Here is a 25,716-nt window from a genome sequence, read left to right on the forward strand (position 1 = left end):
GACAAGAGGCATGGCTCACACCATTTCACTTGCTCGTTTTCCTGACGGCTCGAGTGCAGCGCACGGCGCGTCCGTGCGCATGGCGCCGCACGCCTGTCCGTCGGAGATCCGCCCTGCCCGCACCGGACCTCCAACATGGCAAAACGATTCCGCTTTCCCCCCACCCGTCTTGCGGCAGCCATTGCGCTTGCCGTTCATGCCCCGGTCTTCGCGCAGGTGACGCTGTCACCGGTCGAGGTCAGCGCCAACCGCGACGCACCCAGCCTGTACCTGGACGAACCGAGCACCACCGGTAGCCGCACGGGCGTCGCCGCGCGCGAACTGCCGGCCACGACAAGCAGCGTGGACAGCACACAGATGCAGGAGCGCGGCGACTTCCAGGTGCGCGAGGCCATCACGCGCGCCACCGGCATCACGGACATCGGCTCAGGCGGCACCGGCGGCCTGTCGTTCTCGGCACGCGGCTACACGGGCACCAACTCGGTCGGCATCGCCGAAGACGGCATACGCATTCAGACCGGGGCAGGCACCCAGAACTATCCAGGCAGCGCCTGGGGCTATGAACGCGTCGAAGTGCTGCACGGCCCGGCATCGGTGGTGTTCGGCAGCGGCACCGTGGGGGCGACCATCAACGCCGTACGCAAGGAGCCCAGCCGCGTTGCTGCGCAGGAGCTCATGGTCGCCGCCGGCAGCGATGGCGTTAAACGGCTCGGCCTTGGCGCCACCGGCGCACTCGGCGAAATCGCGTCCTACCGCGTCGATGCCTACGGGACCCACATCGACGGCTACCGCGACCTCGGCAACTCGCACGGCGGCAAGATCATGAACCGTCTGCGCCTGCAGCCCCGCAGCGACCTGCGCATCGACCTGACCGCAGACCACAGCGTGCAGTACCCCGAGCGCTACTGGGGCACGCCGCATGACAACGGCCGCATCCTGCCCGAGCTCAGGCGCGAGAACTACAACGCCGCAGATGCCGTGATCCGCTATGAGGACACCCGCCTGCGTGCGCGTGCCGACTGGCAGCTCGACGAGCGGATCGCGCTGAGCAACGAGATCTACCGCCTGGAGTCGCAGCGGCGCTGGATGAACATCGAGAACTACAGGCTCAACCTCGCCGCCGACCGGGTGGAGCGCAGCGACTACCTGCATATCCAGCACGAACTGGTACAGACCGGCAACCGGCTCGAGGCAGCACTGAAGCACGGCGCACACCGCGCGGTGGTCGGCTGGGAGGCTGCCCGCGTGGACTTCCGCCACATCAACAACTCACCCTACAGCGGGTCGTCGAACGTCAGCATCCGCGATCCGCAACACGGCAACTGGCTCAGCCCCGACCCGACGCTGGCCAAGTTCGATACCGCATCGACCCTGCACGGCTTCTATGCCGAGGACGCCTGGCAGCTCGGCGAGCGCTGGCTCGTGCTCGCCGGCTTCCGCCACGACCGCGCCCGCGTGGACCGCGACGAACTGGTGGCAGGCACCGACTTCAGCCGCACGCTCAAGGGCAACGCCTGGCGTGTCGGCCTCACCCACTTCCTTAGCCACGACACCAGCCTGTATGCGAACTACGCGACCGGCCATGACCCGGTCACATCGATGATCTCGCTCAACCTTGCCAACGCCGACTTCAAGCTGACCCGCGGCAAGCAGGTCGAGGTTGGCGTCAAGCAAAGGCTGGCCGACGGGCGCGGCGAGTGGACGGCCGCGTTCTACCGCATCGACAAGGACGACATCATCACCCGCGACCCCGACAACTCGGCCCTTTCGATCCAGGGCGGCAGCCAGTACTCGCAAGGCGTTGAGCTGGCTGCTGCGATCACGCCGTGGAAGAACCTGCACCTGGAGGGCAACATCACCCGCCTGCAGGCCGAGTTCACCGAGTTCAACGAACGCGTCGGCGGCGTTGCGGTCTCGCGGGCCGGCAAGGTGCCCGCCAACGTACCCACCCTGGTCGCCAACCTTTGGGGCCACTATCGCATCGGCGCGGTACAGACCTCTGTCGGGCTGCGCCACGTCGGCAAGAGCTACGCCAACAATGCCAACTCGCTGGCAATTGGAGCCTATACGGTCGCGGACGCGAGCATCGCCTGGCAGATGGATGCGCGCACCACGCTGCGCCTGCTCGGCCGGAACCTCGCCGACAAGGTGTACGCGACACGCACCTACAACAACCAGCTCATCCTCGGCGAACCGCGGCGCTTCGAGCTGGTCGCCGAGCTGAAGTTCTGACATGACCCAAGGCAGACTTGCGCGCTGGCTGCATCTGGCACACCGCTGGCTGGGCGTCGGGCTCGGCCTGATGGCGCTGCTCTGGTTCGTCTCCGGCCTGGTCATGCTGTTCGTGGCCCGGCCGCAGCTTGACCAGACAGAGCGCCTGGCCGCGCTGCCTGTGCTCGACCCAGCAGGCGTGCGCGTCACCCCTGCCGCCGCCTGGCAGGCCCTGGGCCTGCCAGGCCAGCCACAGGCGATCCGGCTGAACGCAGCCGACGGCCGCCCGGCCTACCGCATCCTCGCCGGGCAGCACTGGCATGCGGTCGATGCGGCCACGGGGGCGGTGCTGCCGGCGCCCGACGCCGAGGCCGCACGCCGCCTGGTGCAGGCTTTGGCGGACGGGCACGAAGTCGCCCGCGTTGCCGCGGTGGAGGTCGATCAGTGGACCGTCTACCGCCGCTTCGACGCCCTGCGTCCGTTCTGGCGCGTCGAGCTTGGCGACGGACGCCACTTCTATGTGTCCACCCGCTCGAGCGAGATCGCACTCGACACCAGCACCGCCGAACGCGCGTGGAACTGGCTCGGCAGCGTGACGCACTGGATCTATGTCACGCCTTTGCGGCAGAACACCCCGCTGTGGCGCAACGTGGTGCTGTGGGCGAGCTTCCTGGCCCTGGCGCTGACGGCCACCGGCTTCTGGCTTGGCTGGCAGCGCCTGCGCATCAAGCGCCGTTACAGCGGCGGCCGGATGACACCGTACCGCGATCCCTGGAAGCGATGGCACCTCCTGGCGGGCATGGCAAGCACGCTCTTCCTGCTCGGCTGGCTGCTCAGTGGCTGGCTGTCGATGGCGCCGTTCGGCCTGGCATCCGGCCCACAGCGGATCGTCGGCAACACGCTACCGGCCATCGCCACGCTGGGCGCACTGCCGCAGCCGGCGCCCGACAGCCGTGAGCTGGAATGGAGCGGTCTGGGAGGCCATGCGCTGCGCGTCGACCGCCAGGCGCAGGGTTCGCGCATCGTCATCGACGGCCAGTCCGCGCAGGACAGCCTCACGCTGGCCGACATCGATCAGGCGCTACAAGCCATTCCGGGCATCACCATCGCCCGCATCGCATGGCAAGCGGAGGCGGACAGCCGCTACTACTCCCTGCGCCACCACCCGCGCACCTTCCCCGTGGTACGCGTCGAACTCGGGGACGAAGCCGCCACGGTGCTCTACATCTCGCCACGCAGCGGCCACGTTGCACACACCAGCAACCGCCACGACTTCGCCCAGCGCTGGCTGTACCAGGGCCTGCATCGCCTTGACTTCCCCTACCTCGCCGCCCGTCCCCTGCTCCGGGATGCACTGATCATCGTGCTCTCGCTGCTGGGCATCGGTTTCTGTCTCACCGGCTGCCGTCTCGCCTGGAGCCGGCTCGTTCGCTGACACAGCTGCTGCCAGCCGTGACACCGGCCGCCCCCTGGGGGCGCCGGAGCGGCTCTGCTCACCCCTCTCCTGCGCTGCTGCATGTCATCCGCGCGCCCGTTGCGCGCGCCTTTCATGGCGTTCGAGCCATCGCATCCGTCATACAAAAACCTGGCCCATTAATTAGTATTGGCTTATATTAATGAGCGCTTAACCACCCAGCAAAGGAGTTTCACCATGAAGAAGACCCTCGTCGCCCTCACCATTGCGCTTGCTTCCAGTGCTGCCCTCGCCGACAAGCAGCCGGTCACCGTGGTACTCACCGCCCAAAGCACCATGACCCAGGGCATGGCCATGGTGCTCACCAACCAGATGCAGGAGCAGGGTGCGCAGGTCCATGTGCTGCTCTGCGACCATGCCGGCGACCTGGCGCTCAAGGACGCGGGCGGCGAAGCACTGAAGCCCAACAACGTGACGCCGGCGCAACTGCTCGACGCCGCGCTCAAGAAAGGCGCCACCGCATCGGTGTGCGCGCTCTACCTGCCCAACAGCGGCAAGACCGCGGAAGACCTCAAGGACGGCATCAAGGCGGCCAAGCCTGCAGAGATGGGCGCGGCCCTGCTGGAACCGAACCGCAAGGTAATCGGTTTCTAAAGGCCCTTTCGTACCAGGCGGCCGTGCCAGCGCGCAGTTGGCCCGGCCTTCGACGCCACCGCGGCCTGGCTGTTGCCGGCGCTGTCGAGTGGCGTGGTCGCACTGCTCAGGCCGTCGCGTCATCCTCGCCGATCAGCACCAGGCTGGCCGACAACCATTTGTGCGGCGGGATCTCGAGGTTGGTCGGCGCCGGCTGACTGCGGAAGACCCGCCCGGCGAGGTCGAAGATCGAGCCGTGGCAAGGGCAGAAGAAGCCCCCCGGCCAGTCGGCGGCGATGCCGCTCGCCGCGCCCGTCGTGAACTTGTCCGACGGCGAGCAGCCGAGATGGGTGCAGATGCCGATCACCACCAGGTATTCCGGGTTGATCGAGCGATGGCGGTTGGCGGCATAGTCGGGCTGCTGCGCCTCACCTGACGCGGGATCTGCGAGACGGTCCTCATGGGCCTCGAGGCCCGCGACCATCTCGGGCGTGCGTCGCACGATCCACACCGGCTTGCCGCGCCACTCCACGGTCATCATCTCGCCGGGTGCGAGCTTGCCGACGTCGGCCTCGACGGGCGCGCCGGCCGCGCGTGCGCGCTCGGATGGGGTCAGGCTGGCGATGAAGGGCACGGCGGTGGCAGCAGCGGCCACCGCACCGGCGCTGGAGGTGGCAATGAGGAGTCGACGGCGCTCCTTGAGGGTATCGGACATGGTCTGCGTCTCCTGGGGTCGGTGTAGTGGCGCAGGCTTGCGCGCTTGAAAAGGAAGCGGGGCCGGAGGACAGCGCCGGCCGTCACCACGGGGGGTGATCGCAGAGGGGAACGATCCTTTTGGTGAGCACGACTCGACCCCGCCTCTATCACTATATAAGCAAACACTGTGCCTATCCGCATCGTCTCCATACAGGCGGGCGTTCGCCGCATGCGGGTGCATCTCCGGGTTCCATGTCGTCATGGCACCCCGTCACAGATGGCAGATCTACGCCACCCATGCTGCCATTTCGCCCCTCATGGCAGTCTGTAAAACCTCAGCTGTGAGCGACCTCGGCCGGAGGGCGCAGGCCACTCAGCACCGGATGCACGACCGGGCCGCGCATGGCGGGCCACATGGCGAACACGAAGAGCCCCCAGCCCAAGCACCAGCACACCGCGGGCTGGCGCAAGGCATCGCCCAGCATGGACAGGGGCTGAAGACGCAGCACGGGCGAGACCAGCACCAGGGCCGCAGCCAGCATCTGCATGCCGGTCGGCTGAAGCCCGCTGCGCGTGCGCAGCATTGCTGCGCGCAGCATGATACCGAGGCACATCCCGCCCATCGCCCCCATGGTCAAGGCATGCAGGGCCGTCCCCGGCCCCAGGCCCCCCGGCCAAGCCCAGCCAAGCAGTGCCGCCCCCTGCAGCACCAGCCCAAGCGCCAGCCAGACCCAGGCGCCATGCAACATCCACACGGCAGGCAGGCCGCCGAGCCGCCACGGCCGCCAGCCCAGCCAGCGCATGAACTGCAGGACGCCGGTACAAAGCAGCAGCACCCCCGCCCATCCAGCCGCACCCTTGCCAAGCGCCATGGCAAGACTCGCCGACAGCAGGCCGAGCGATACCCATTGCGGCCAGTCCGGCGCACGCACGCTATCGGCACGGCCGAGATGGCGCAGCCCTGCCCGGGTGAACGCGGGCACCGCGCGCCCTCCGATCGCGACCATCAGGAGGGCGAAGACGAGTACCCCGAGCAGGCCGGCATCGCCCACCCCGCCCCCCGCCCGCTGGCTCGCGAGCAGATACTGTTCAGCCATGCCGGGGCCAAGCGGCGCGAGCGCAAGCGGCACACGCCGCCACATGCCGGCACCGGCTACGCCATGTACCAGCCAGGCCGCGAGCAGGACGTGGAACGCAGCGCCCGGCAGCACCTGCGCCACCACCGGCAGATGCCCCGCCAGGGGCAGGACGGCGCGCCCCAGCCCCCACAGGCCCACCAAGACCCACAGCACGGCCGCCGGCAGGTGGTGCCGGCCGGTCCAGCTCGGCAGCGCCGTCAGCAGGTAGCCCGCCATCGCCGCACCGCCCATGCCGAAGAGCAGGAGGTGAACGTGGACGAACACGGCATCCTCGCCAGGCGCCAGCCACGACAACCCACCGGCCACGGCGGCGACGCCGGCCAGCAGGAAGAACGGACGAAACGCTGCCTGGCTCAGATCATTGAACATGGATGATTCCCGCTGCTCGTTCCGGCCTCAAGGCCGGCAGGCGGCAAGCATAGCCGGACTTTCGCCCGCGCCGCCGATGGCGCCGCACGGCTGGCGACGTCGAGTGTCACATTCACGCGGCAGCATCGCGCTTATGATTGCGCGTTCCCGGCATGTACCAAGAGGCGTAACGATGCGCGAGATGGCAGGGCCCGATCGCGGCCCCTGGGCGGTATTCCTGGTGTTCCTGCGCCTGGGCCTGACCTCGTTCGGTGGCCCGGTGGCACACATCGGCTACTTCCGCGACGAGTTCGTGACCCGGCGCCAGTGGCTGAGCGAGCGCAGCTATGCGGATCTGGTCGCGCTCTGCCAGTTCCTGCCCGGCCCGGCCAGCAGCCAGGTCGGCATCGCGCTCGGTCTCAGCCGTGCGGGCTATGGCGGGGCACTGGCAGCCTGGGCGGGCTTCACCCTGCCGTCGGCGATCGCGCTGACGCTGTTCGCAATAGGCATCGCCACCCATGCCGAGGCCATCCCGCCTGGTGTGCTGCAGGGGCTCAAGATTGCCGCAGTGGCGGTGGTGGCGCAGGCAGTGTGGGGCATGGCACGCAGCCTGTGCCCCGACACGGCGCGCGTCACCATGATGGCGGCGGCCACTTGCTGCGTGCTGCTGCTGCCCTCGGCGTGGGTGCAGGTCGGCGTGATCGCTGCGGCCGCTGCCATCGGCCTGGTCGCGCTGCCGGCGCGCGAGGCTGCGCATCAGGACGCCTTGCCGATCACGGTGGGGCGCCGGGCGGGCGTGCTTGCGCTCGGCCTCTTCGCCGCCTTGCTCATCGGCCTGCCGATGCTGAGCGCACTGTTTCCGACGCAGACGATGGCGATGGTCGACGCCTTCTACCGCGCGGGCGCGCTCGTGTTCGGTGGTGGCCATGTCGTCCTGCCCCTGCTGCAGAGCGCGGTGGTCCCCAACGGCTGGGTTGCGAGCGACAGCTTCCTGGCCGGCTACGGCGCGGCGCAAGCCGTCCCCGGCCCCTTGTTCACCTTCGCGGCCTTCCTGGGCGCCTCGACGAACGACGCCCCGAGCGGCTGGCTGGGGGCGTTCATCTGCCTGCTCGCAATCTTCGCGCCGTCCTTCCTGCTCGTGGTCGGCGCCTTGCCGTTCTGGGAGCGCCTGCGCCGGAACACCCGCACCCAGACGGCCCTCGCGGGCATCAACGCGGCCGTGGTCGGGCTCCTCCTTGCCGCGCTCTACGACCCGGTGTGGACGAGCGCGATCCACGGCCCGGCCGACTTCGGGCTGGCGCTGCTGGCCCTGGTGGCGCTGCTGTTCTGGAAGCTGCCGCCCTGGCTGGTCGTGACCGCCAGCGGCCTTGCCGGCTGGGCGGCGAGCGCGCTGCTCTGATACCGCCTCGACCTCAACCCGCCGGTTGCCCCTGGCGCGCATGAGCCATGTCCCGCCTTGCATGCCTGATGATGTCCAGTCCCGACCACAGCGCGAGGCTGGACATCACCAGCGCCACGACCAGATCCGGAAGGCCGCTGCCGGTGCCGAACACCCCTGCGGCGGCAAGGATGACCGCCAGGTTGCCGATCGCGTCGTTGCGACTGCACAGCCACACCGAGCGCATGTTCGCATCGCCGCCGCGAAAACGGTACAGCAGCAGCGCCACACCTGCATTCGCGAGCAACGCGAGCACACCCACCGCCCCCATGGTCAGCGGCTCGGGCACCAGGCCGTGCTGGAACGCCCACAGGGCGCGCACGACGACCGCTGCGCCGAACAGGGTCATCACCACCCCCTTGAGCAGGGCCGCGCGCGCCCGCCACAGCAACCCCCACGACAGCACCATCAGCGACAGCGCGTAGTTTGCTGCATCGCCGGCAAAGTCGAGGGCGTCGGCCCACAGGGCAACCGACCCCACAGCAAGACCTGCGACGAACTCGACCACGAACATCACCGCATTGACGCCCAGCGCAATCCACAATGCCTGGCGGAAACGCGGGCTTGCCGCACCCGCATCGCAGGTGGAATGAGAACAACAACCAGCCACGGCGCGCTCCTGTTTGTATACGATAGGCGCATCAAACACCCTGTAGCCGCTACAGGGTCAAGCGATCGGATGCGATGTCGCGACGAGGAGAGGCAAGCGATGAAGATCGGCGAACTGGCCAAGGCGGCCCATGTCGAGGTCGAGACCGTCCGCTACTACGAGCGCATCGGGCTGTTGCCAGCACCGGCTCGCAGCGACAACGGCTATCGGGTGTATGCGGGCACACACCTCGAGCGCCTGGCCTTCATCCGCCACTGCAGGGCGCTGGACATCACGCTGGCCGACGTCGCACGCCTGCTGCGCTTCGTCGATGACCCGGCAGCGGAATGCGCCGAGGTCAATACGCTGATCGACACCCAGCTCGCCCGTGTCCGCGCCCGCCTCGACAGCCTGCGCACGCTCGAACGCCAGCTCACCACCCTGCGCAGCCAATGCGGCACGCCCAACCGCGCGGCGCACTGCGGCATCCTGCACGAACTGGAAGCCCCCGCACTCGGTGACGCGTGCGTATGCCACGGCGGGCATACGGACTGAAACACGCTGCCAGGGCGCCCGCCACCGGCCTCAGAAAAGGCTGTCGGCGCTGACGACGCAGTTTCGGCCGCTGCGCTTGGCCTCGTAGAGCGCCTCATCGGCACGGGAGAACAACTGATCGAAGGTCTCGCCAGGGCGCAGCGTGGCGAGGCCAAAGCTGGCCGTCACCTCGATGCCGGCCGGGTAGGCAGAGGCAATGCGCTCGCGCAAGCGATCGGCATCGTCTTCGGCCTGCGCGGGCGTAGCGCCCAGCAGCACACACACGAACTCTTCACCGCCATAGCGCACGAGCAACTGCTCGTCGGACGCGGCCTCGGCCAGGAGTCGAGCCACGGCCACAAGCACCTCATCGCCGCGGGTATGACCATGGTGGTCATTGATGCGCTTGAAATGATCGACATCGATGACCACCAGCGTGAGCGGCTGCTCGTTCTCGCGCGCCGCCAGCAGCAGGCGCGGCATCTCGGCCATGAGGTGATGGCGGTTGTGCAGCGAGGTCAAGGCATCGCGCACCGCCATCTCCTTGACCAGTTCATGCTGCGCCGCCAGCTGCTCGAACAGCATGCGCAACGTCAGCAGGTTGCCCAGGCGGGCCGCCAGCTCCTCCGCCACCACTGGCTTGGTGACGAAATCGTTGGCGCCCGCGCGCAGGATCTCCACACGGCGCGCGACATTGTCCAGCGCGGACAAGGCCAGGATCGGCAACTCGGCCTTGCGCCCCGGGAGCGCACGCACGGCGCGGATCACCGAGAGCCCGGTCTGCAGTCCCTCGAGCACGAAGTCGGTGACAACGATCCTGTAGTCCTCGTGGGGCAAGGTCGCAATCGCCTCCTCTGCGGTGCGATAGCGCGACACTTCCAGCCCGAGCCTCTCCATGACTTCGCTGCAGAACTGGGCGGCGGTGTCGCTGTCCTCGACCAGCAGCACGCGGCCGGACAGGCGCCGGTTCGAACGGCGCTCCCACTGCCCGATGTACTGCTCGAGTTCATCGAGCCGTGCCTTGGGAAAACACTCCGTCACCCCGGCAGCAATCGCATCGTCAAACACCCGCTTGTCCGGCGTTGCCGCCAGCATCAGCGCGGGCACCCCTTCTGCCAGCCGACGCCTGCGGACTTCGCGGTAGAACTCGGGGCCGCGCATGTCACCCAGTTCGAGCGAGAAGCACAGGATGTTGTAGCCCCCTTGGGCCAGCGCCTGCAGGCCGGCAACCGCACCGTCGGCCATGTCTACCTCGACATCCCGGCGACGAAAAATCGACTCGATCACCGAGCGCTGGAAGCGCGACGGATCAATGAGCAAGGCCTTGAGCATGGGGTCCTTGGAAGGCGATCACGGCGGCGGGGAGCGCCGCCGCAACGGAGTCGAAAGTATGGCTGCGCGCTTCGCCGCATGTCAAACGCACGCAGGACGACGGCAGGCGTTCGCCGACCGCGTACGCTCGCTCAGGAGCACTCACCGAGCAGCCGGTCCCACGGGGCCGTTTCCCCGGCGAAGCGGGCCACCAGAAAATCCACCAGCATGCGCAGGGCCAAGGGCTGATGCTGGCGTGACAGATAGATCGCATGGATGCCCAGAGACTCCGGCTCATGGTCCGGTAACAGATGCACCAGGCGGCCGCTGCGCAGGTCGTCACCCAGATAGTAGGTCGGCAGCATCGCGATGCCGGCGCCAGACAGCGCCGCACGGCGCAGCAAGGCGGTCTCGTTGGTGTGGAAGCTCCAATTGACCGGCACGGTAATGGTCTCGCCGTCCTTGCGCGTCAGCCGGTACTGCTTGCCGATGCCGAAGGCATGCGCAATGCATCGGTGCCGGCGCAAGTCATCGGCACTGCGCGGCAGACCGTGGCGCTGCAGGTAGTCGGGTGAGGCGCAGAGCAGCGAGCGACAGCGCGCCAGTTGCCGGGTGATCATCGTCGGGTCCAGCGTGTTGGTGATGCGTACCGCCAGATCAAAGCGCTCGGCCACCAGATCGGTCGCCTTGTCAGCCACCGACAGCACGATCTCGACCCGCGGGTACTGCTGCTGATACTCGATCAAAGCCGCCGTCAGTTGCGCATCGGCAAACGAACCCGCGGTCGTCACCCGCAGCACACCCGCGGGCTCGCGATTGCGCTGCGCTGCGATGTGGCGCGCCTCCTCCGCGATGTCGAGCATCTGCCGGCAGGAAGGCAATGCAGCCAGGCCCGCATCGGTGAGGCTGACCTTGCGCGTCGTCCGGTGAAGCAAACGGGCATCGAACCACCCCTCCACCGCGGCGAGATAGCGGCTGACCATGGCCGCGGACATGTCCAGATGCTCGGCCGCCTGCGTCAGGCTGCCCCGATCGGCCACCTCCACAAACACGCGCACCGCCGTCAGGCGATCCATTCCATCGATCCTTGCAATAAACAATCAACCAAAACGAACTTTATCAACCACATTGCAAAACATAAAGTGCGCCCCGCAGTCATTGCCAACCCCCAAGGAGACCCGCATGTCCTACAGCCGCCCCCTTAGCAGCTTCGTCGTGCCCACCCTGTTCGCGCTGGGCGTCGTCACCTCATCCGCTGCCGGCGCCCAGGGCGCAGCCCCGCTCACCATCACGACCTACAACGGCGGCGCCAACAGCTTCCACGTCAATGCCGTCGTCGTCAGCGGCAAGAGCGAAGCCGTCGTCATCGACAGCGGCTTCACCCGCGCCGACGCGCTGCGCATTGCCGCCCACGTGCTCGACAGTGGCAGGACGCTGAAAGCGATCCTCATCAGCAATGCCGACCCCGACTTCTACTTCGGTGCCGAAGTGCTGAAGGAGCACTTCCCGCAAGCGCAAGTCCTGACCACCCCGGCCGTACGCAAGAAGATCCAGGCCAAGCTGCCCGCCAAAGTCGCCTTCTGGGCCCCCAAGATGGGCCCCAACGCCCCGCGGCAACCCATCGTGCCGGATCTGCTGCCGGGCACCACCCTGAGCGTCGATGGCGAGACCATCGAGGTGCGCGGCACGACCGGCGACCTGGCCCATCGCCCCTATGTGTGGATTCCGTCGATCAGGACCATCGCCGGCAACATTGCGATCTTCGGCAATCTGCATGTATGGACCGCCGACACCCAGAAGCCCGCCGAACGCCAAGCCTGGCTCGCCCAGCTCGACGAGATCGAAGCGCTCGCCCCCGTCACGGTCGTCCCTGGCCACATGACCGCCGGCAGCACACTCGACGCCAGTGCCATCCGCTACACCCGCGAGTACCTGCAACGCTTCGACGCGGAAGCCACCAAGGCTGCAAACGCAGCCGAGCTGATCGAAGCGATGACGATAGCCTATCCGCAGGCCGGCCTGAGTATCGCGCTGGACATCGGCGCCAAGGTCAACAAAGGCGAAATGCAGTGGTAATCGGCTGACACCGTGCCCGTTCCGCTCGAATCGGGCACGGGACAGATCTGCCATCATGTCTCCCTCACACTGATACCTTCTCCCCACACCCCATGAACTCGACCACGCACTTCGACCAAAGCGCCGCCACCTGGGATGCCGACCCGATGAAGGTCGCGCGGGTAGAGGCTGTTGCACACGGCATCCGAAGCGAGGTTCCGCTCAGCTCGGCGATGCGCGCCCTCGAGTATGGCTGCGGTACCGGCCTGCTGAGCTTTGCCTTGCGGGCCGAGCTCGGGGAGATCGCGCTGGCGGAGCGGTTGCGGTTTGCGCTGAATGCGGCCAGGGCGTTGTCATCCAGCGCAAGGCCCGGCGCAGTCAGGAATCGGATGAGGGTGTTTCCACGGGCGCCGACAGTTCACGCCAGCGCAACCACTGCCCACAGGCAGAACGCACGCCACGCAGACTGCGGTGCCACGGCCCCTCGATGCAGACGCCGCGTACCGTCGGGGAGGCGACCTCGACCGTGTCCGGTGCGTCGCCGGGCCGCCGCCGACCATGCCAGCGATCACAGCTGATGCACCGGCGCTCGCTCAAGGGTTGGATCAGGGGCATGGGCACTCGATTTTCAGGTGGGTGGCACCGGTCGATGCCGAGGCGCGACGCTTCTACCAAGACAAGGCCGTACAAAAGGTGAGCGCACGGAAGGCGCATGAAAGCCCCCCGCGAGTTGCAACTTCGACCGACGACCTGTCTTCGACCTCAGCTACCGGTGGCTTGATGGCGTAATCAGGCAGCAATGTGCTGGTCACCCGCCGTTCGAGCGTCAGGCGACGGCGAACGGCGGCTTCTCCGTCCTGCCAACTGGAACTACCGACCCGTAACGGTCCTTTGGATGAAGTCTCCTCGACGCCCGCTTCGCGTCTTAGAGCGGTCATTAATTACCGTCCTCAGTAGAGCCACCGACTTCAAGCAAATCTACACATCCCAGAGGCAACTCCCGACTGACCAGTGCGAGAGCCAAGTTAGCCTTCGCGACCAACTCCAGCGGCTTTAGATTCTGGACATAGTGCCCATGCGTAATGCGGTCCATCCCTGCGCCAACAAGCTTGGCTACAGTGCGCAGGCTGGCTGTAAGCGCTACGCTGTCGAGCCTGGCCCCGTGTAGGATGAGGTTACGCTGTCGGTACAGCCGGTGAAACGACTCGCCAATTGCCTCTCGGATTGTTTGCAGCTCAGGGCCTGGATTGGCGAGTAGCTTCGTCAGCCGAGCCGCCGCCGCTTGATCTGCCACGCTGGACATCTCCGGCATACGTCCGTCGACAATCATCGTAGCAAGAATGCGAGAGCGCTCGCGATTGGTCTGCGCGCCCTCAAGCTCTTGACATTGCTCGGGATGTGTTTGCTGAGCGCGATACGACAATGCCGTGAGTTCAGCGCGTGGGAAAGAGCAGGTAACTAATGTGGCGAGATTATCCGCGGCAGTGGCTCGGTCGTTCGGGTCTGCAAGCAACCCCTCGATAGCAGCCCAGCCGCCCGCGACCGCTGCTGGTGGAGAACTTCCTTCCAAGTGAGCCAGCAACTCCAGTGCGGCGTCCACGCTCTGGCTCGCACCAGTGGAAAAAACGCGATCCTCGCGAAAGAGTTCCTTCACCCCTACGCCGCGGGAGGCTTCTTTTAAGGGCGCAGGCGCGGTGCTGCCTTTGACCCAGAGCATCGGAACGCAATTCAGTGGTTCGCCCGTGGCGATCAAAGCCCGAGCAACGTAGCGGTCAACCTCATTTCGTGCCGCCTTCGCCGCACCAAAAGCATCTCTGGCTTGCACCTTGAGTACCATCGCCACAGGGGAGCGCACCCCCGCCGTGTCGAAACCGTGCTCTTTCAACCAAGCAATGATGGCCGCACCCTGCAACCATGAAGAGGGTATGCCATTGAGCCGTGCAGGAGTGGTAGTGAACGCCAGCAAGACCTCAAACTCCCGTCGAGGGCTTGCTAACATCTCCGCCTGTAGCGCATCGCAAAGCTGCGACAGGGAGATCAATTCCGGCGCGTCGAGCCGAGCCTTTATGAAGTTGTGTAGGTATTGACCGGCGAACCCCGCATCGAGCAGGTAAGCAGCAACACTGCGAGCGAAGTGCTCGACAGTGAACCTGCCGCCAGTGACGGCCCTTCCCCATCGTGTCAGATAGTCCGACGAGACGCGAGCTGAGAGCTCGCGAATCCCGAAATGGGCCACCCCGTCGGCTCTGGGCACCTGCTGCAGCTGCTGACGAAGGAACTGCTTCTCGGCATCAGTAAAGCCAGGATGCACCCCGACCCGCCTCTGGAGAGAGGAGGCCATTCGTCTGATCGCAGCTTCGCTCAAATGCCCTTGCCGCATGGCCGCACAGGCTTCATGCAGTTCCTCCATCGCCAACACAACGCCAATGCCCCACAAGGACCGATACCAAGGCTTCGTCTCCGCCAGGAACTCTAGGAGCCTTACGGCGGCAACCTTCTCGAGTGGATTGACAAATGTGAGCATGGGGCTTATTGTGCCTCATCTGCCAACAAAGCGTTGAAAGCGTTGGCTCACCGTCTAGGCGGGGCGCGACCCAAGCGGAAGCGGCAGTTCAACTGCTTAATCCAACCGGCTCAAGCCCCCATTTCTTAAAGGCCCTGCGTTGCAGGGCCTTTTTCTTTGCGCTGCGCGAAGGAGCCCCGGCGCAATGGCTCGCAGGCGCAGGCAATCTCGCCGAACAGCATCGCACCGGGCCTCCGTCTGCTTTCAGTCTGATCCGGGCACTCGTTCAACCCGCATCAGGTGACCGGTCCTGGCCGAATGTGTGAGGTCGGGCTGAGTGCTCAGTAGCTGCCGTTGGTGATCAGGCCGACCACTCGCCGGCCACCGATGTCACCCACAGTCAGAGAACACCCCCGCCCGGTGAGGCACGCGCCGTTCGGTGACCAGGAGGCTGATCAACCGCGCAAGCAAAAACGCCCGGACATCATCCAGGCGTTTTCGACTTTATTTGCGCGGAACAAAAGCACACGCACCCGCCGCCGGCTTACTCCACCGTCACCGACTTCGCCAGGTTCCGGGGCTTGTCCACATCCGTACCCTTGACCAATGCGGCGTGGTAGGACAGCAGCTGCAGCGGGATCACGTGCAGCACGGGCGACAGCATGCCGTAGTGCTCGGGCATGTGCAGGATGTGCACGCCTTCGGATTCCGGGATCTCGCTGCCGGCGTCGGCAAACACGTAGAGCTCACCGCCGCGGGCGCGGACTTCCTGCAGGTTGGACTTGAGCTTCTCGAGCAGTTCGTCCGCGGGCGATACGGCGATCACCGGCATGTCCTTGTCCACCAGCGCGAGCGGGCCGTGCTTGAGCTCGCCGGCGGCGTAGGCTTCGGCGTGGATGTAGGAGATCTCCTTGAGCTTGAGCGCACCTTCCATGGCGATCGGCCAGTGGCTGCCGCGGCCGAGGAAGAGCGCGTGCTCCTTGCCGGCGAAGCGCTGGGCCCACTTTTCGATCTCCGGCTCGAGCTCCAGCACCTTCTGCACGGCGACGGGCAGGTGGCGCAGGGCGGCCAGGCGGCGCTCTTCGTCTTCGGCGCTGAGGCGGCCGTTGAGCTTGGCCAGCGCCAGGGTAAGCAGCGCAAAGGCGGCGAGCTGGGTGGTGAAGGCCTTGGTGGAGGCGACGCCGATCTCGGGGCCGGCGCGGGTGATGAAGCGCAGCGCGGTCTCGCGCACGATGGCCGATTCGGGTACGTTGCAGATCGCCAGCGTGCGCTGCATGCCGAGCGCCTTGGCGTGCTTGAGCGCGGCCAGGGTGTCGGCGGTCTCGCCCGACTGCGAGATGACCACGACCAGGGTGTCGGCGTCGGGCACGGATTCGCGGTAGCGGTATTCGCTGGCGATCTCGACGGTGACCGGCAGCTTGGCGATGGCCTCGATCCAGTAGCGTGCGACCAGACCGGCGTGGTAGCTGGTACCGCAGGCCAGGATGAGCACGCGACGCACGCCGTCGAAGACCTCGGCCGCGCGCGCGCCGAAGTGCTGCGGCGTGATGCCGGCGCCGCCGCCGATCAGCTCGAGCGTGTTGGCCAGGGCCTGGGGCTGCTCGAAGATTTCCTTCTGCATGTAGTGGCGGTACTGGCCGAGCTCGACGGCGTCGGCCGACAGGCTCGACAGATGCACCGCGCGCTCGACCGGGGTGCCGTCGGCGAGCACGATGCGGTAGCTGTCGCGGCGCAGCTCGGCGAGATCGCCGTCTTCCAGGTACACCACCTTGCGTGTGACCTGGAGCAGTGCAGCGGTGTCGGAGGCGGCGTACATGCCGTCTTCGCCCACGCCCAGCAGCAGCGGCGAACCGCGGCGGGCGACGATGGCACGCCCGGTCTCGGCCTCGGCCAGCACGCCGATGGCGTAGGCGCCGACGAGCTCGTTGGTGGCCGCACGCACGGCGTCGAAGAGGTCGGGCGTGGTCTGCAGCTTGCTGTGGATGAGGTGGGCGATGGCCTCGGTGTCGGTCTCGGATTCGAAGACGTAGCCCTTGCCCTGCAGGTCGGACTTGATGGCCTCGAAGTTCTCGATGATGCCGTTGTGCACCACCGCCAGGCCGCCCGAGATGTGCGGGTGGGCGTTGCGCTCGGAGGGCACGCCGTGGGTGGCCCAACGCGTGTGGGCGATACCGATGTTGGCGGAGAGCTGGCGCGCATCGGCCAGCGCAGCGAGCTCGGCGACGCGGCCGCAGGCGCGCAGGCGGGTGAGTTCGCCCGCGAGCACGGCCAGGCCGGCGGAGTCATAGCCGCGGTATTCGAGCTTGCGCAGGCCTTCGAGCAGGACAGGGACGACGTTGTTCGACGCGATCGCAGTGACGATGCCACACATGGAAGGGCTTCCTTGAAGAGGTGTTCGTTTTGGTTTTTTGGGGCGGATTCAGCGCGGTTGCTTGACCGGGCGCTTCCACTCCAGGCTGATCTGCTTGACGCGGGTCACGGTGAGTTGCCCTGCAGGTGCATCCTTGGTCAGCGTGGTGCCGGCGCCGAGGGTGGCGCCGCGACCCACGCGTACCGGCGCGACGAGCTGGGTGTCGGAGCCGATGAAGACCTCGTCCTCGATGATGGTGCGGTGCTTGTTGGCGCCATCGTAGTTGCAGGTGATGGTGCCAGCGCCGATGTTGACCTTGCTGCCGACGTCGGCGTCACCGACGTACGCCAGGTGGTTGGCCTTGGAGTGGTCGGCGATGACGCTGTTCTTGACCTCGACGAAGTTGCCCAGATGCACGTCACTGCCGAGCACGGTGCCCGGGCGGGTACGGGCGTAGGGCCCGATCACGCAGGCCTGGCCCATGGTGGTGCTGTCGACGTGGCTGAAGGGTTCGAGCCGGGTGCCGGCGCCGACGCGGGCGTTGCGCACCACGCAGTTGGGGCCGATGCGCACGCCGTCGCCGAGTTCGACCGTGCCTTCGAAGACGCAATTGACGTCGATCTCGACGTCCCGCCCGACCGTAAGCGTGCCGCGCACGTCGATGCGTGCGGGGTCGATCAGGGTGGCGCCTTCTTCCATCAGGCGGCGGGCAATGTTGCCCTGGTGGATGCGCTCGAGCTCGGCGAGCTGCACCTTGTTATTGACGCCGAGCGTCTCGGCGAAGGCGTCGGGCTGCACCGTGGCGACATCCACGCCGTCGGCCACGGCCAGGCCGATGATGTCGGTGAGGTAGTACTCGCCCTGGGCGTTGTCGTTGCCGATGCGGCCGAGCCAGTCGCGCAGGCGGGCGACGGGGGCGACCAGGATGCCGGTATTGACCTCGCGCACACGGCGCTGCTCGGCGCTGGCGTCCTTCTCCTCGACGATGCGGGTGACGCGGCCGTCGGTGTCGCGCAGGATGCGGCCGTAGCCGGTGGGGTCGTCCATCTCGACCGTGAGCAGGGCGAGACGGGCATCGCCTGCGGCCTCGACCAGGCGGCGCAGCGTGGGTACGCCGATGAGGGGGACGTCGCCGTACAGCACCAGCGCCATGTCGCCGTCGGTCAGGTGCGGCAGCGCTTGCTGCACCGCATGACCGGTGCCCAGCTGCGGGGCCTGCCGCGCCCAGGCGAGGTCGGGGGCATCGAGACGCTCTCGCACCACTTCTCCGCCATGCCCATAGACCACGCAGATGCGTTGGGCATCGAGTGTGCGGGCTGCATCGAGCACATGCGCCAGCATCGGCTTGCCGGCAATGGGTTGCAGGACTTTGGGCAGGACCGAGCGCATGCGCTTGCCTTGGCCGGCAGCGAGAACGACGACTTCCATAGAAGATTCCACGGTGGCAAATTGGCGCGGAGTTTAGCATGTGCGCGGCAACGCAACCTGTGAGCAAATGCATGGAGCATCAGCAAAAAATACCACTTTGGGAACAAAACCACGTTTTGATTGCCGCATTGCACAATTTGATCGTTTTTTGTCTTATTCCCGCCGCACACAGCCCCTAGAATTGCGCGTTGTAACGCACACGATACAGAGAACCGACATGCAAGCTCCCGCCCCCGAGTTCATCCAGAACCGCACCTTCGACGAGATCCAGGTCGGCGACGTCGCCACCCTGGTGCGTACGCTCCGCCCCGAGGACATCCACCTGTTCGCGGCCATGTCGGGCGACGTCAACCCGACCCACGTCGACCTCGAATACGCCCGCTCCAGCCAGTTCCGCGAAGTCGTCGGCCACAGCATGTGGGGCAGTACGCTGATCTCCACCATCCTCGGCACCGAGTTCCCCGGCCCAGGCACCGTCTATGTGTCGCAGGGGCTCAACTTCTGGCGCCCGATCACCATTGGCGACACGCTTACGATCAGCGTCACCTGCAAGGAAAAGTTCGAGCACAACCACCACATCGTCTTCGACTGCCTGGCGGTGAACCAGGACGGCTTGAAGGTGATCGACGGCGTGGCCGAGGTGATGGCGCCGACCGAGAAGATCCGCCGCCCGCGCGTGGTGCTGCCCGAGGTCACGGTGTCCGACCGCGAGCTGCGCTACCGCCACCTGCTGTCGGTGTCGTCCGGGCTGGCGCCGATCCCGATCGCCGTCGCCCACCCCTGCGACCGCGAGTCCCTGCTCGGCCCGGTGCAGGCAGCCCAGGCCGGCCTGGTCGACCCGATCCTGGTCGGGCCCGAGTCGCGCATCCGCAGCGTGGCCGAAGAGCACGGCATCGACCTCAAGGGCCTTCGCATCGTCGATACCGCGCACAGCCACGCCTCCGCCGAGACGGCCGTGGCCCTGTGCCGCGACGGGGGCGCCGAAGCCCTGATGAAGGGTTCGCTGCACACCGACGAGATGATGAGCCAGGTCATCAAGCACCTGCGCACCGGCCGCCGCATCAGCCACGTCTTCCTCGCCGACGTGCCGACCTACCCGCATCCGCTGATGATCACCGACGCCGCAATCATGATCGAGCCCACGCTCGAGGATAAGGTCGACATCATCCAGAACGCGATCGAGCTCGCCCACATCCTCGGCCTGCCCGAACCCAAGGTGGCGATCCTGTCGGCGGTCGAGACCGTGACCTCGAAGATCCGCTCGACCATCGACGCCGCCGCGCTGTGCAAGATGGCCGACCGCGGCCAGATCAAGGGCGGCCTGCTCGACGGCCCGCTCGCCTTCGACAACGCCGTTTCGCTGGTCGCTGCCAAGACCAAGGGCATCAAGTCGCTCGTCGCCGGCAACGCCGACATCCTGGTCGTGCCCGACCTCGAATCCGGCAACATGGTGGCCAAGCAGCTCGAGTACCTGGCCAATGCGCTGATGGCCGGCGTAGTGCTCGGCGCACGCGTGCCCATCGTGCTGACCAGCCGCGCCGACACCGCCGAGACGCGTACCGCGTCGTGCGCGGTCGTGCAGCTGATGGCACACAGGAAGCGTGAGGCGCTGGCACGATGAAAGCCGTCCTCGTTCTCAATGCAGGCTCGTCGAGCCTCAAGTTCGCGCTCTATCCGGTCAACGGCGAGGTCGCACTCGCACCTGCGGTGTCGGGGCAGGTCGAAGGCATCGGCGCCACGCCCGAGGTCACGCTCAAGACGGCCGCCGGCGAGCGCATCCAGGAACCGGTCGCCACTGCCGGCAGCCAGGGCGAACAGCACCGCGACGCGCTCGAGCACGTCTTCGGCTTGCTCAACCGCCACAATCCGGCGCTCGACATCGTCGCTGCCGGTCATCGCATCGTGCATGGCGGCGAGCGCTACAGCGCGCCGGTCGTCCTCGACGCGCGCCTGCTCGAAGAGCTGGAAGACTTCGTCCCCCTCGCTCCGCTGCACCAGCCGCACAACCTGCGCGCGGTCCACGCGGTCGCGGCGCTGCTGCCGTCGATCCCCCAGGTCGGCTGCTTCGACACCGCCTTCCATCGCACCCAGCCCGCGCTCGCGCAGGCCTTCGCCTTGCCGCGCCGCCTGACCAAGGGCGGTATCAAGCGCTACGGCTTCCACGGCCTGTCCTACGACTACGTGGCACGCCAGCTGCCCGAAGTGATCGGCGAGCGCGCCCAAGGCGCGGTGGTGATCGCCCACCTGGGTAACGGCGCCTCGATGTGCGCCCTGCGCGACGGCAAGAGCGTGGCTTCGACGATGGGCTTCACCGCGGTCGAGGGCCTGATGATGGGCACCCGCAGCGGCAGCATCGACCCCGGCGTGCTCCTCTACCTCATGGAGGAAAAGGGCATGGACGCGCGCGCGCTGACCCGCTTGCTCTACAAGGAATCAGGCCTGCTCGGCGTATCGGGCATCAGCCAGGACATGCGCACCCTGCTCGCCTCCGAAGCCCCCGAGGCCCAGGAAGCGGTGGATCTGTTCTGCTACCGCATCGCGCGTGAACTCGGCTCGCTGGCTGCGGCCGCAGGCGGGCTGGATGCGCTGGTGTTCACCGGCGGCATCGGCGAACACGCCGCCGCAGTGCGCGAGAAGGTGTGCGCCATGGCTGCCTGGATGGGTGTGGAGATCGATTCCGCCGCCAACACCGACCATGCCCGTCGCATCGACACCGCCACCAGCCGCGTCGCCGTCGCCGTGGTGCCGACCAACGAAGAGCGCATGATCGCGCGCTACACCGCGCAGGCGCTGGGCCTGTAACCCCACAGCCCCCCCCCTGTAGGAGCGGCGCAAGCCGCGAGCTCTTCGGGCAGCCCCCATCGTCTTCGCCTTCAACCCCTCGCGGTTGGCGCCGCTCCTACAGGGGGGCGACGCGCGCTGGGTTGGCTGTAGGAGCGACGCAAGTCGCGAGCCTTCCTTCGGCTGCCCACCCACCCTCATCCGCCTTCAAACCCTCGCGGCTGGCGCCGCTCCTACAGGGGGACGCGAGTCGCGAGCCTTTGAGGGGCCGATGCGCGGCCAGGGTATTCCCGCCTTGGGCAAGCCGGGCACATAGTGCTAACGTCATGAACCCCAGCACGACGGAGCGCACCATGAGAGCACGTACCCTTCTCGCCACCGCGGTCATGATGGCCGCCTTCGGCGCCCTGGCCAGGCAGCCGGTCGACACCGGCCACGGCGGCGCTGTCGCCACCATCTCCCACCACGCCAGCCTGGCGGCGATGGAGATCCTCAACGCCGGCGGCAATGCGATCGACGCGGCCGTGGCCGCTGCGGCAACGCTCGGCGTCACCGACCCCTTCAGCTGCGGCATCGGTGGCGGCGGCTTCATGCTCATCTACTCGGCCAAGGACCGCCGGGTAATCGCCGTCGACCACCGCGAGGTCGCCCCCGCCAGCTTTCACCCCGGGGTGTTCCTGAATGCCGACGGCAGCGCAATGGACTGGAAGGCCGCCGTGCCCAACGGCCTGTCGGTGGGCGTGCCCGGAACGGTGCGTGGCTGGCATGAGGCGCTGACGCGCTACGGCACGATGGGCTTCGAGCAGGTGCTGGCGCCGGCGATCCGCGTCGCCGAGGAAGGCTTCGAGGTCGGGCCCAACTTCCATCGCATCAACACCGCCAACGAAGCCAAGTTCGCGCGCTTCTCCACCGCATCGGCGCTTTACCTGCAGGACAGCAAGGCGCTGCCGGTGGGCAGCCTGCATCGCAACCCCGAGCTGGCGCAGACCTACCGCGACATCGCGCGCGGCGGCGTGAAGGCCTTCTACGAAGGGCCGATCGCCGCCAGCATGGTGGCGGCGGTGAACCACCCGCCCGCCAACCCGGGCGTCGAGGTCATCCCCGGCAGCCTGACGATGGCCGACCTCAAGGACTACGAGGCGCGGCTACGCCAGCCGGTGCGCTCGAGCTACCGCGGCTACGAGATCCTCGGCATGCCGACGCCCTCGAGCGGCGGCATCGCCATCGCCCAGGCCCTGAACATCATGGAAAGCTTCGACCTCAGCGGCAAGTCGCGCGCCGAGATCGAGCACCTGTACCTGGAAGCCTCGCGACTCGCCTTCGCCGACCGCAATGCCTACGTGGCTGACGAGGCCTTCACCGACGTGCCCTTCGAAGGCTTGTTGTCGAAGGACTACGCGCGCGAGCGCGCCCGTCTGATCAGCGCCACGGCGGCGCCCGGCAAGGTGGAACAGGGCGACCCCTACGCCTTCCAGAACGACCTGTCGGTGCCGCTGCGCCCGACGCCGCGGCCGCTGGCACAGGAGTCGATGCACACCACGCACCTGGCGGTGTCGGACCGCGAGGGCAACATCGTCGCCTACACCTTCACCATCGAGGACTGGGGCGGCAGCGGCATCGTCGTGCCGGGGCGCGGCTTCCTGCTCAACAACGAGCTCACAGACTTCGACTTCAGCGCCCCCCACCCCAATGTCCCAGAGGCCTTCAAGCGCCCGCGCTCGAGCATGAGCCCGACCATCGTATTGAAGGACGGCGCGCCCGCCTTCACCATCGGCTCGCCGGGCGGCTCCACCATCATCACCACCGCGCTGCAGACCATCGTCAACCACATCGACCTCGGCATGAGCCTGGCCGATGCGCTCGCCGCCCCGCGCATGAGCCAGCGCAATGGCGACACCACCCTGGTCGAGACGCTGCTGCCGTTCCCCGGCAGCGAACAGGCCAGGGCGCTCGAGGCGATGGGTCACCAGTGGCGCGAGACCGAGCAGATCGGCGCCGCCAACGGCATCCGCTTCAATGCCGATGGCACGGTCACCGCAGTCAGCGAACCACTGCGCCACGGCGGTGGCAGCGCGATCGTGCAGAAGCACTAGGCCTAGAGCAGCGTCCTTGCCTCGTCCGCGCCGATCCACAGCGCGGTCGCGGCGAGCAGCGCTGCCATCGTGTAGTTGAAGACCATCAGCGCAGCCGGCTGCTGCAGCCAGGCCCGCAGACGCGCACCGGCAACCGCCCACACGGTGATGCAGGGCAGGTTCACCGACATGCACACCAGAGCCAGGCCTGCCGCCGTTTTCCAGTCGGCATCGCGCGGCAGGAACAGGATGGCGATGTTGAGCACCATCATCCACGCCTTCGGGTTCACCCACTGGAACAGCGCCGCTGCCACGAAGCCGAGCGGCGCGACACGCCCGCCACGCCCCGGCTGGCCCGCGCGCGCCTGGCGCAGCGCCAGCCACAGCAGATAGGTGCAGCCCACCACCACCAGTGGCAGGCGCAGGGCGTCGAGCCAGGCCATCACCCAGGCCAGGCCGCTGGCGACGATCAGCACCTGGACACTGTTGCCGACGCTGACGCCAAGCAGGTGCGGCAGCGTGCGGCGGAAACCGAAATTGACCCCCGATGCGGCGAGCATGATGTTGTTGGGTCCCGGGGTAACGGACATCGTGGCGACGTAGGTCATCAGCGGCAGGTCGATCATGGCGTTCTCCTCGGGGGCTTCGGGAGATCACTATACGAACGACAGCACTAAGGTTACAGGTCCAGAGAAATAGTTTTATAGTGGTTACAGATCGAAGACAGAACGCACTGTAACCATCAAAGAACCAACCTACTGTGCCCCCTCCCGCCGCCATTGCCACCCCGCTCTATCAGACGCTGACCGAAGAGTTGCGCGAAGCGATTCGCGACGGCCGCCTGGTCGCTGGCGCCCGCCTGCCTTCGGTGCGCGAGGCGGCAAACAGCCGCGGCATCAGCATCAACACGGTACTGGCCGCCTACCGCCAGCTCGAGGCCAACGGCCTGGTCGACGCGCGTCCGCAATCAGGCTACTTCGTGCGCTCGCAGCTTGCCGTACCGCCCGCCCCGCAGGCCGCCGCCGCCGAGCCGAGCTCGGCGATCGCCGCCGAAAGCACGGTGCTGAGCCGGATCGCCAGCGTGCTCGCCGCACAGACCCGCCCCGACACCATCGACCTGTCGCTCGCCTGCCCCAAGGGCAGCGACTTCTATCCCGGCGAGAAGCTGGGCCGCATCGTCGCCGACCTCACCCGCCGCCACCCCGAGCTGCTCACCGACTATTCGCTGCCACCGGGCCCGCTGTTGCTGCGGCGCGAGATCTGCCGCCACGCCACCGAGCTCGGCATGCAGCTGCAGCCCGACGCCATCCTGCTCACCAACGGCTGCATGGAAGCCCTGCAGCTGGCGCTGCACGCCACCACCCGGGCAGGCGACACGGTGGGCCTGGAGTCGCCGACCTATTTCAACCTGATCCCACTGCTCGACCGCCTGGGCCTTAAGGCGATCGAGATCCCCACCCATCCCGAGGGCGGGCTGTCCCTCGACGCGCTGGAATTGCTGCTTTCGGAAGGACGATTAAAGGTGGTGGTGACCATGCCCACCGTGCACAACCCGCTGGGCACCAGCATGAGCCCGGCCAACAAGCGCCGGCTCGCCAACCTGGCGCGCACCTACAAGGTGCCGGTGATCGAGGACGCGCTCTACGCCGAGCTGCAGTTCAGCACGCCGCTGCAGCCGACCGCGAAGGCCTTCGACCGCGACGGCTGGATCATCGTGTGCGCGTCCTACACCAAGACGCTGGCGCCCGGCATGCGCGTGGGCTGGATGGAAGGCGGACGCTTCGGCCGCGAGCTGGCCGAGCTCAAGTTCTGCTCGTCGGTGGCCCAGCCCGCCCTGCTCGGCGAAGCGATCGGGCGCTTCCTGGAAAGCGGCGGCTACGCCCAGCACATCCGCCGTCTGCGCCGCACCTATGCCGCGCAGACCGAGCGCCTGCGCGGCCTGATCCACGACGCCTTTCCCGCCGGCACGCGCGCCACCCAGCCCAGCGGCGGCTTCCTGGTGTGGGTGGAGCTGCCCGAGGGCTGCGACACCAACCGCCTGTTCGACCTCGCCCTGCGCCGCGGCATCGGCATGACGCCCGGCAAGCTGTACTCGCCCTCGGGCCGCTACACCCGCCACCTGCGCCTGTCGGGCTGCTACCCCTTTAGCGACCGCCACGTGCACGCGCTGATGACGCTGGGGGAGCTGGCGGGGGCGCAGCTACGCTGAACGGG

General features: G+C 67.2%; 19 protein-coding genes. 10 read left to right on the plus strand and 9 right to left on the minus strand.

The features are described from left to right. The first annotated feature begins 135 nt into the window (after positions 1–135). From P7F68_RS02755 to P7F68_RS02765, 3 genes are all read left to right on the plus strand, one after another. Entirely contained in the window at positions 136–2,232 is a 2,097-nt protein-coding gene (locus P7F68_RS02755) for a TonB-dependent receptor (RefSeq protein ID WP_277830487.1), read from the plus strand. A 1-nt stretch (position 2,233) separates the two neighbouring features. Further along, positions 2,234–3,646 (plus strand): PepSY domain-containing protein, encoded by a 1,413-nt coding sequence (locus P7F68_RS02760; RefSeq protein ID WP_277830489.1) that lies wholly within the window; start codon positions 2,234–2,236, stop codon positions 3,644–3,646. 216 nt (positions 3,647–3,862) lie between these two features. Next, positions 3,863–4,279 (plus strand): DsrE family protein, encoded by a 417-nt coding sequence (locus tag P7F68_RS02765; RefSeq protein ID WP_002925909.1) that lies wholly within the window; start codon positions 3,863–3,865, stop codon positions 4,277–4,279. Positions 4,280–4,385: 106 nt separating this feature from the next. Here P7F68_RS02765 and petA read toward each other — a convergent pair whose 3' ends face one another. Together petA and P7F68_RS02775 are read right to left on the minus strand one after the other, a co-directional pair. Further along, a complete protein-coding gene (petA, locus tag P7F68_RS02770; RefSeq protein ID WP_002936390.1) occupies positions 4,386–4,973 on the minus strand; it encodes a ubiquinol-cytochrome c reductase iron-sulfur subunit in 588 nt (195 codons plus the stop codon). Positions 4,974–5,289: 316 nt separating this feature from the next. Beyond that, on the minus strand, positions 5,290–6,462 hold the full coding sequence (locus tag P7F68_RS02775) for an NnrS family protein (RefSeq protein ID WP_277830494.1): 1,173 nt from the start codon (positions 6,460–6,462) through the stop codon (positions 5,290–5,292). 172 nt (positions 6,463–6,634) lie between these two features. On the opposite strand from P7F68_RS02775, the gene chrA reads away from it, so the two are divergent. Continuing rightward, on the plus strand, positions 6,635–7,840 hold the full coding sequence (gene chrA, locus P7F68_RS02780) for a chromate efflux transporter (protein WP_277830496.1): 1,206 nt from the start codon (positions 6,635–6,637) through the stop codon (positions 7,838–7,840). Positions 7,841–7,853: 13 nt separating this feature from the next. On the opposite strand, the gene P7F68_RS02785 is transcribed toward chrA, so the two are convergent. Next, the gene (locus tag P7F68_RS02785) at positions 7,854–8,489 is read right to left on the minus strand and encodes a cation efflux transmembrane domain-containing protein (RefSeq protein WP_037982258.1); all 636 of its coding nucleotides are present in this window, start codon (positions 8,487–8,489) and stop codon (positions 7,854–7,856) included. Positions 8,490–8,588: 99 nt separating this feature from the next. On the opposite strand from P7F68_RS02785, the gene cadR reads away from it, so the two are divergent. Continuing rightward, positions 8,589–9,023 carry a Cd(II)/Pb(II)-responsive transcriptional regulator gene (cadR, locus tag P7F68_RS02790; RefSeq protein ID WP_002936377.1) on the plus strand — a complete coding sequence of 145 codons (435 nt, stop codon included), beginning with the start codon at positions 8,589–8,591 and terminating at the stop codon, positions 9,021–9,023. Between the two features lie 30 nt (positions 9,024–9,053). Here cadR and P7F68_RS02795 read toward each other — a convergent pair whose 3' ends face one another. Beyond that, a complete protein-coding gene (locus P7F68_RS02795) occupies positions 9,054–10,334 on the minus strand; it encodes a GGDEF domain-containing protein (RefSeq protein WP_002936376.1) in 1,281 nt (426 codons plus the stop codon). A gap of 131 nt (positions 10,335–10,465) precedes the next feature. Beyond that, positions 10,466–11,389, minus strand: coding sequence for a LysR family transcriptional regulator (locus P7F68_RS02800; RefSeq protein WP_002936375.1), 924 nt, complete (start codon positions 11,387–11,389; stop codon positions 10,466–10,468). A gap of 106 nt (positions 11,390–11,495) precedes the next feature. On the opposite strand from P7F68_RS02800, the gene P7F68_RS02805 reads away from it, so the two are divergent. After that, positions 11,496–12,389, plus strand: coding sequence for an MBL fold metallo-hydrolase (locus P7F68_RS02805; protein ID WP_277830507.1), 894 nt, complete (start codon positions 11,496–11,498; stop codon positions 12,387–12,389). A gap of 916 nt (positions 12,390–13,305) precedes the next feature. Here the strand turns inward: P7F68_RS02805 and P7F68_RS02810 are convergent. From P7F68_RS02810 to glmU, 3 genes are all read right to left on the minus strand, one after another. Next, complete coding sequence (locus P7F68_RS02810) at positions 13,306–14,892, minus strand: hypothetical protein (protein WP_277830509.1); 1,587 nt, start codon at positions 14,890–14,892, stop codon at positions 13,306–13,308. 523 nt (positions 14,893–15,415) lie between these two features. Then, positions 15,416–17,242, minus strand: a complete 1,827-nt coding sequence (gene glmS, locus P7F68_RS02815) for a glutamine--fructose-6-phosphate transaminase (isomerizing) (RefSeq protein WP_002936371.1) — start codon at positions 17,240–17,242, stop codon at positions 15,416–15,418. A 48-nt stretch (positions 17,243–17,290) separates the two neighbouring features. Beyond that, positions 17,291–18,649 (minus strand): bifunctional UDP-N-acetylglucosamine diphosphorylase/glucosamine-1-phosphate N-acetyltransferase GlmU, encoded by a 1,359-nt coding sequence (gene glmU / locus P7F68_RS02820; protein ID WP_277830511.1) that lies wholly within the window; start codon positions 18,647–18,649, stop codon positions 17,291–17,293. 217 nt (positions 18,650–18,866) lie between these two features. Between glmU and P7F68_RS02825 the strand changes: the two genes are divergently transcribed. From P7F68_RS02825 to ggt, 3 genes are all read left to right on the plus strand, one after another. Next, positions 18,867–20,270: a bifunctional enoyl-CoA hydratase/phosphate acetyltransferase gene (locus P7F68_RS02825; RefSeq protein WP_002936368.1), complete on the plus strand. Its 1,404-nt coding sequence runs from the start codon at positions 18,867–18,869 to the stop codon at positions 20,268–20,270. Next, positions 20,267–21,451, plus strand: a complete 1,185-nt coding sequence (locus P7F68_RS02830) for an acetate/propionate family kinase (protein WP_002936366.1) — start codon at positions 20,267–20,269, stop codon at positions 21,449–21,451. The genes P7F68_RS02825 and P7F68_RS02830 overlap by 4 nt, the downstream gene beginning before the upstream one ends. A 332-nt stretch (positions 21,452–21,783) precedes the next feature. Next, entirely contained in the window at positions 21,784–23,523 is a 1,740-nt protein-coding gene (gene ggt, locus P7F68_RS02835; RefSeq protein ID WP_277830517.1) for a gamma-glutamyltransferase, read from the plus strand. Between the two features lie 2 nt (positions 23,524–23,525). Here the strand turns inward: ggt and P7F68_RS02840 are convergent, their stop codons facing one another. Beyond that, a complete protein-coding gene (locus P7F68_RS02840; protein WP_002925873.1) occupies positions 23,526–24,128 on the minus strand; it encodes a LysE family translocator in 603 nt (200 codons plus the stop codon). Between the two features lie 134 nt (positions 24,129–24,262). Here P7F68_RS02840 and P7F68_RS02845 point away from each other — a divergent pair, with 134 nt between their 5' ends. Continuing rightward, complete coding sequence (locus P7F68_RS02845) at positions 24,263–25,711, plus strand: aminotransferase-like domain-containing protein (RefSeq protein WP_270068496.1); 1,449 nt, start codon at positions 24,263–24,265, stop codon at positions 25,709–25,711. The last annotated feature ends 5 nt before the right edge of the window (positions 25,712–25,716 follow it).

Source organism: Thauera mechernichensis (assembly GCF_029588855.1).
GTDB lineage: Bacteria > Pseudomonadota > Gammaproteobacteria > Burkholderiales > Rhodocyclaceae > Thauera > Thauera mechernichensis.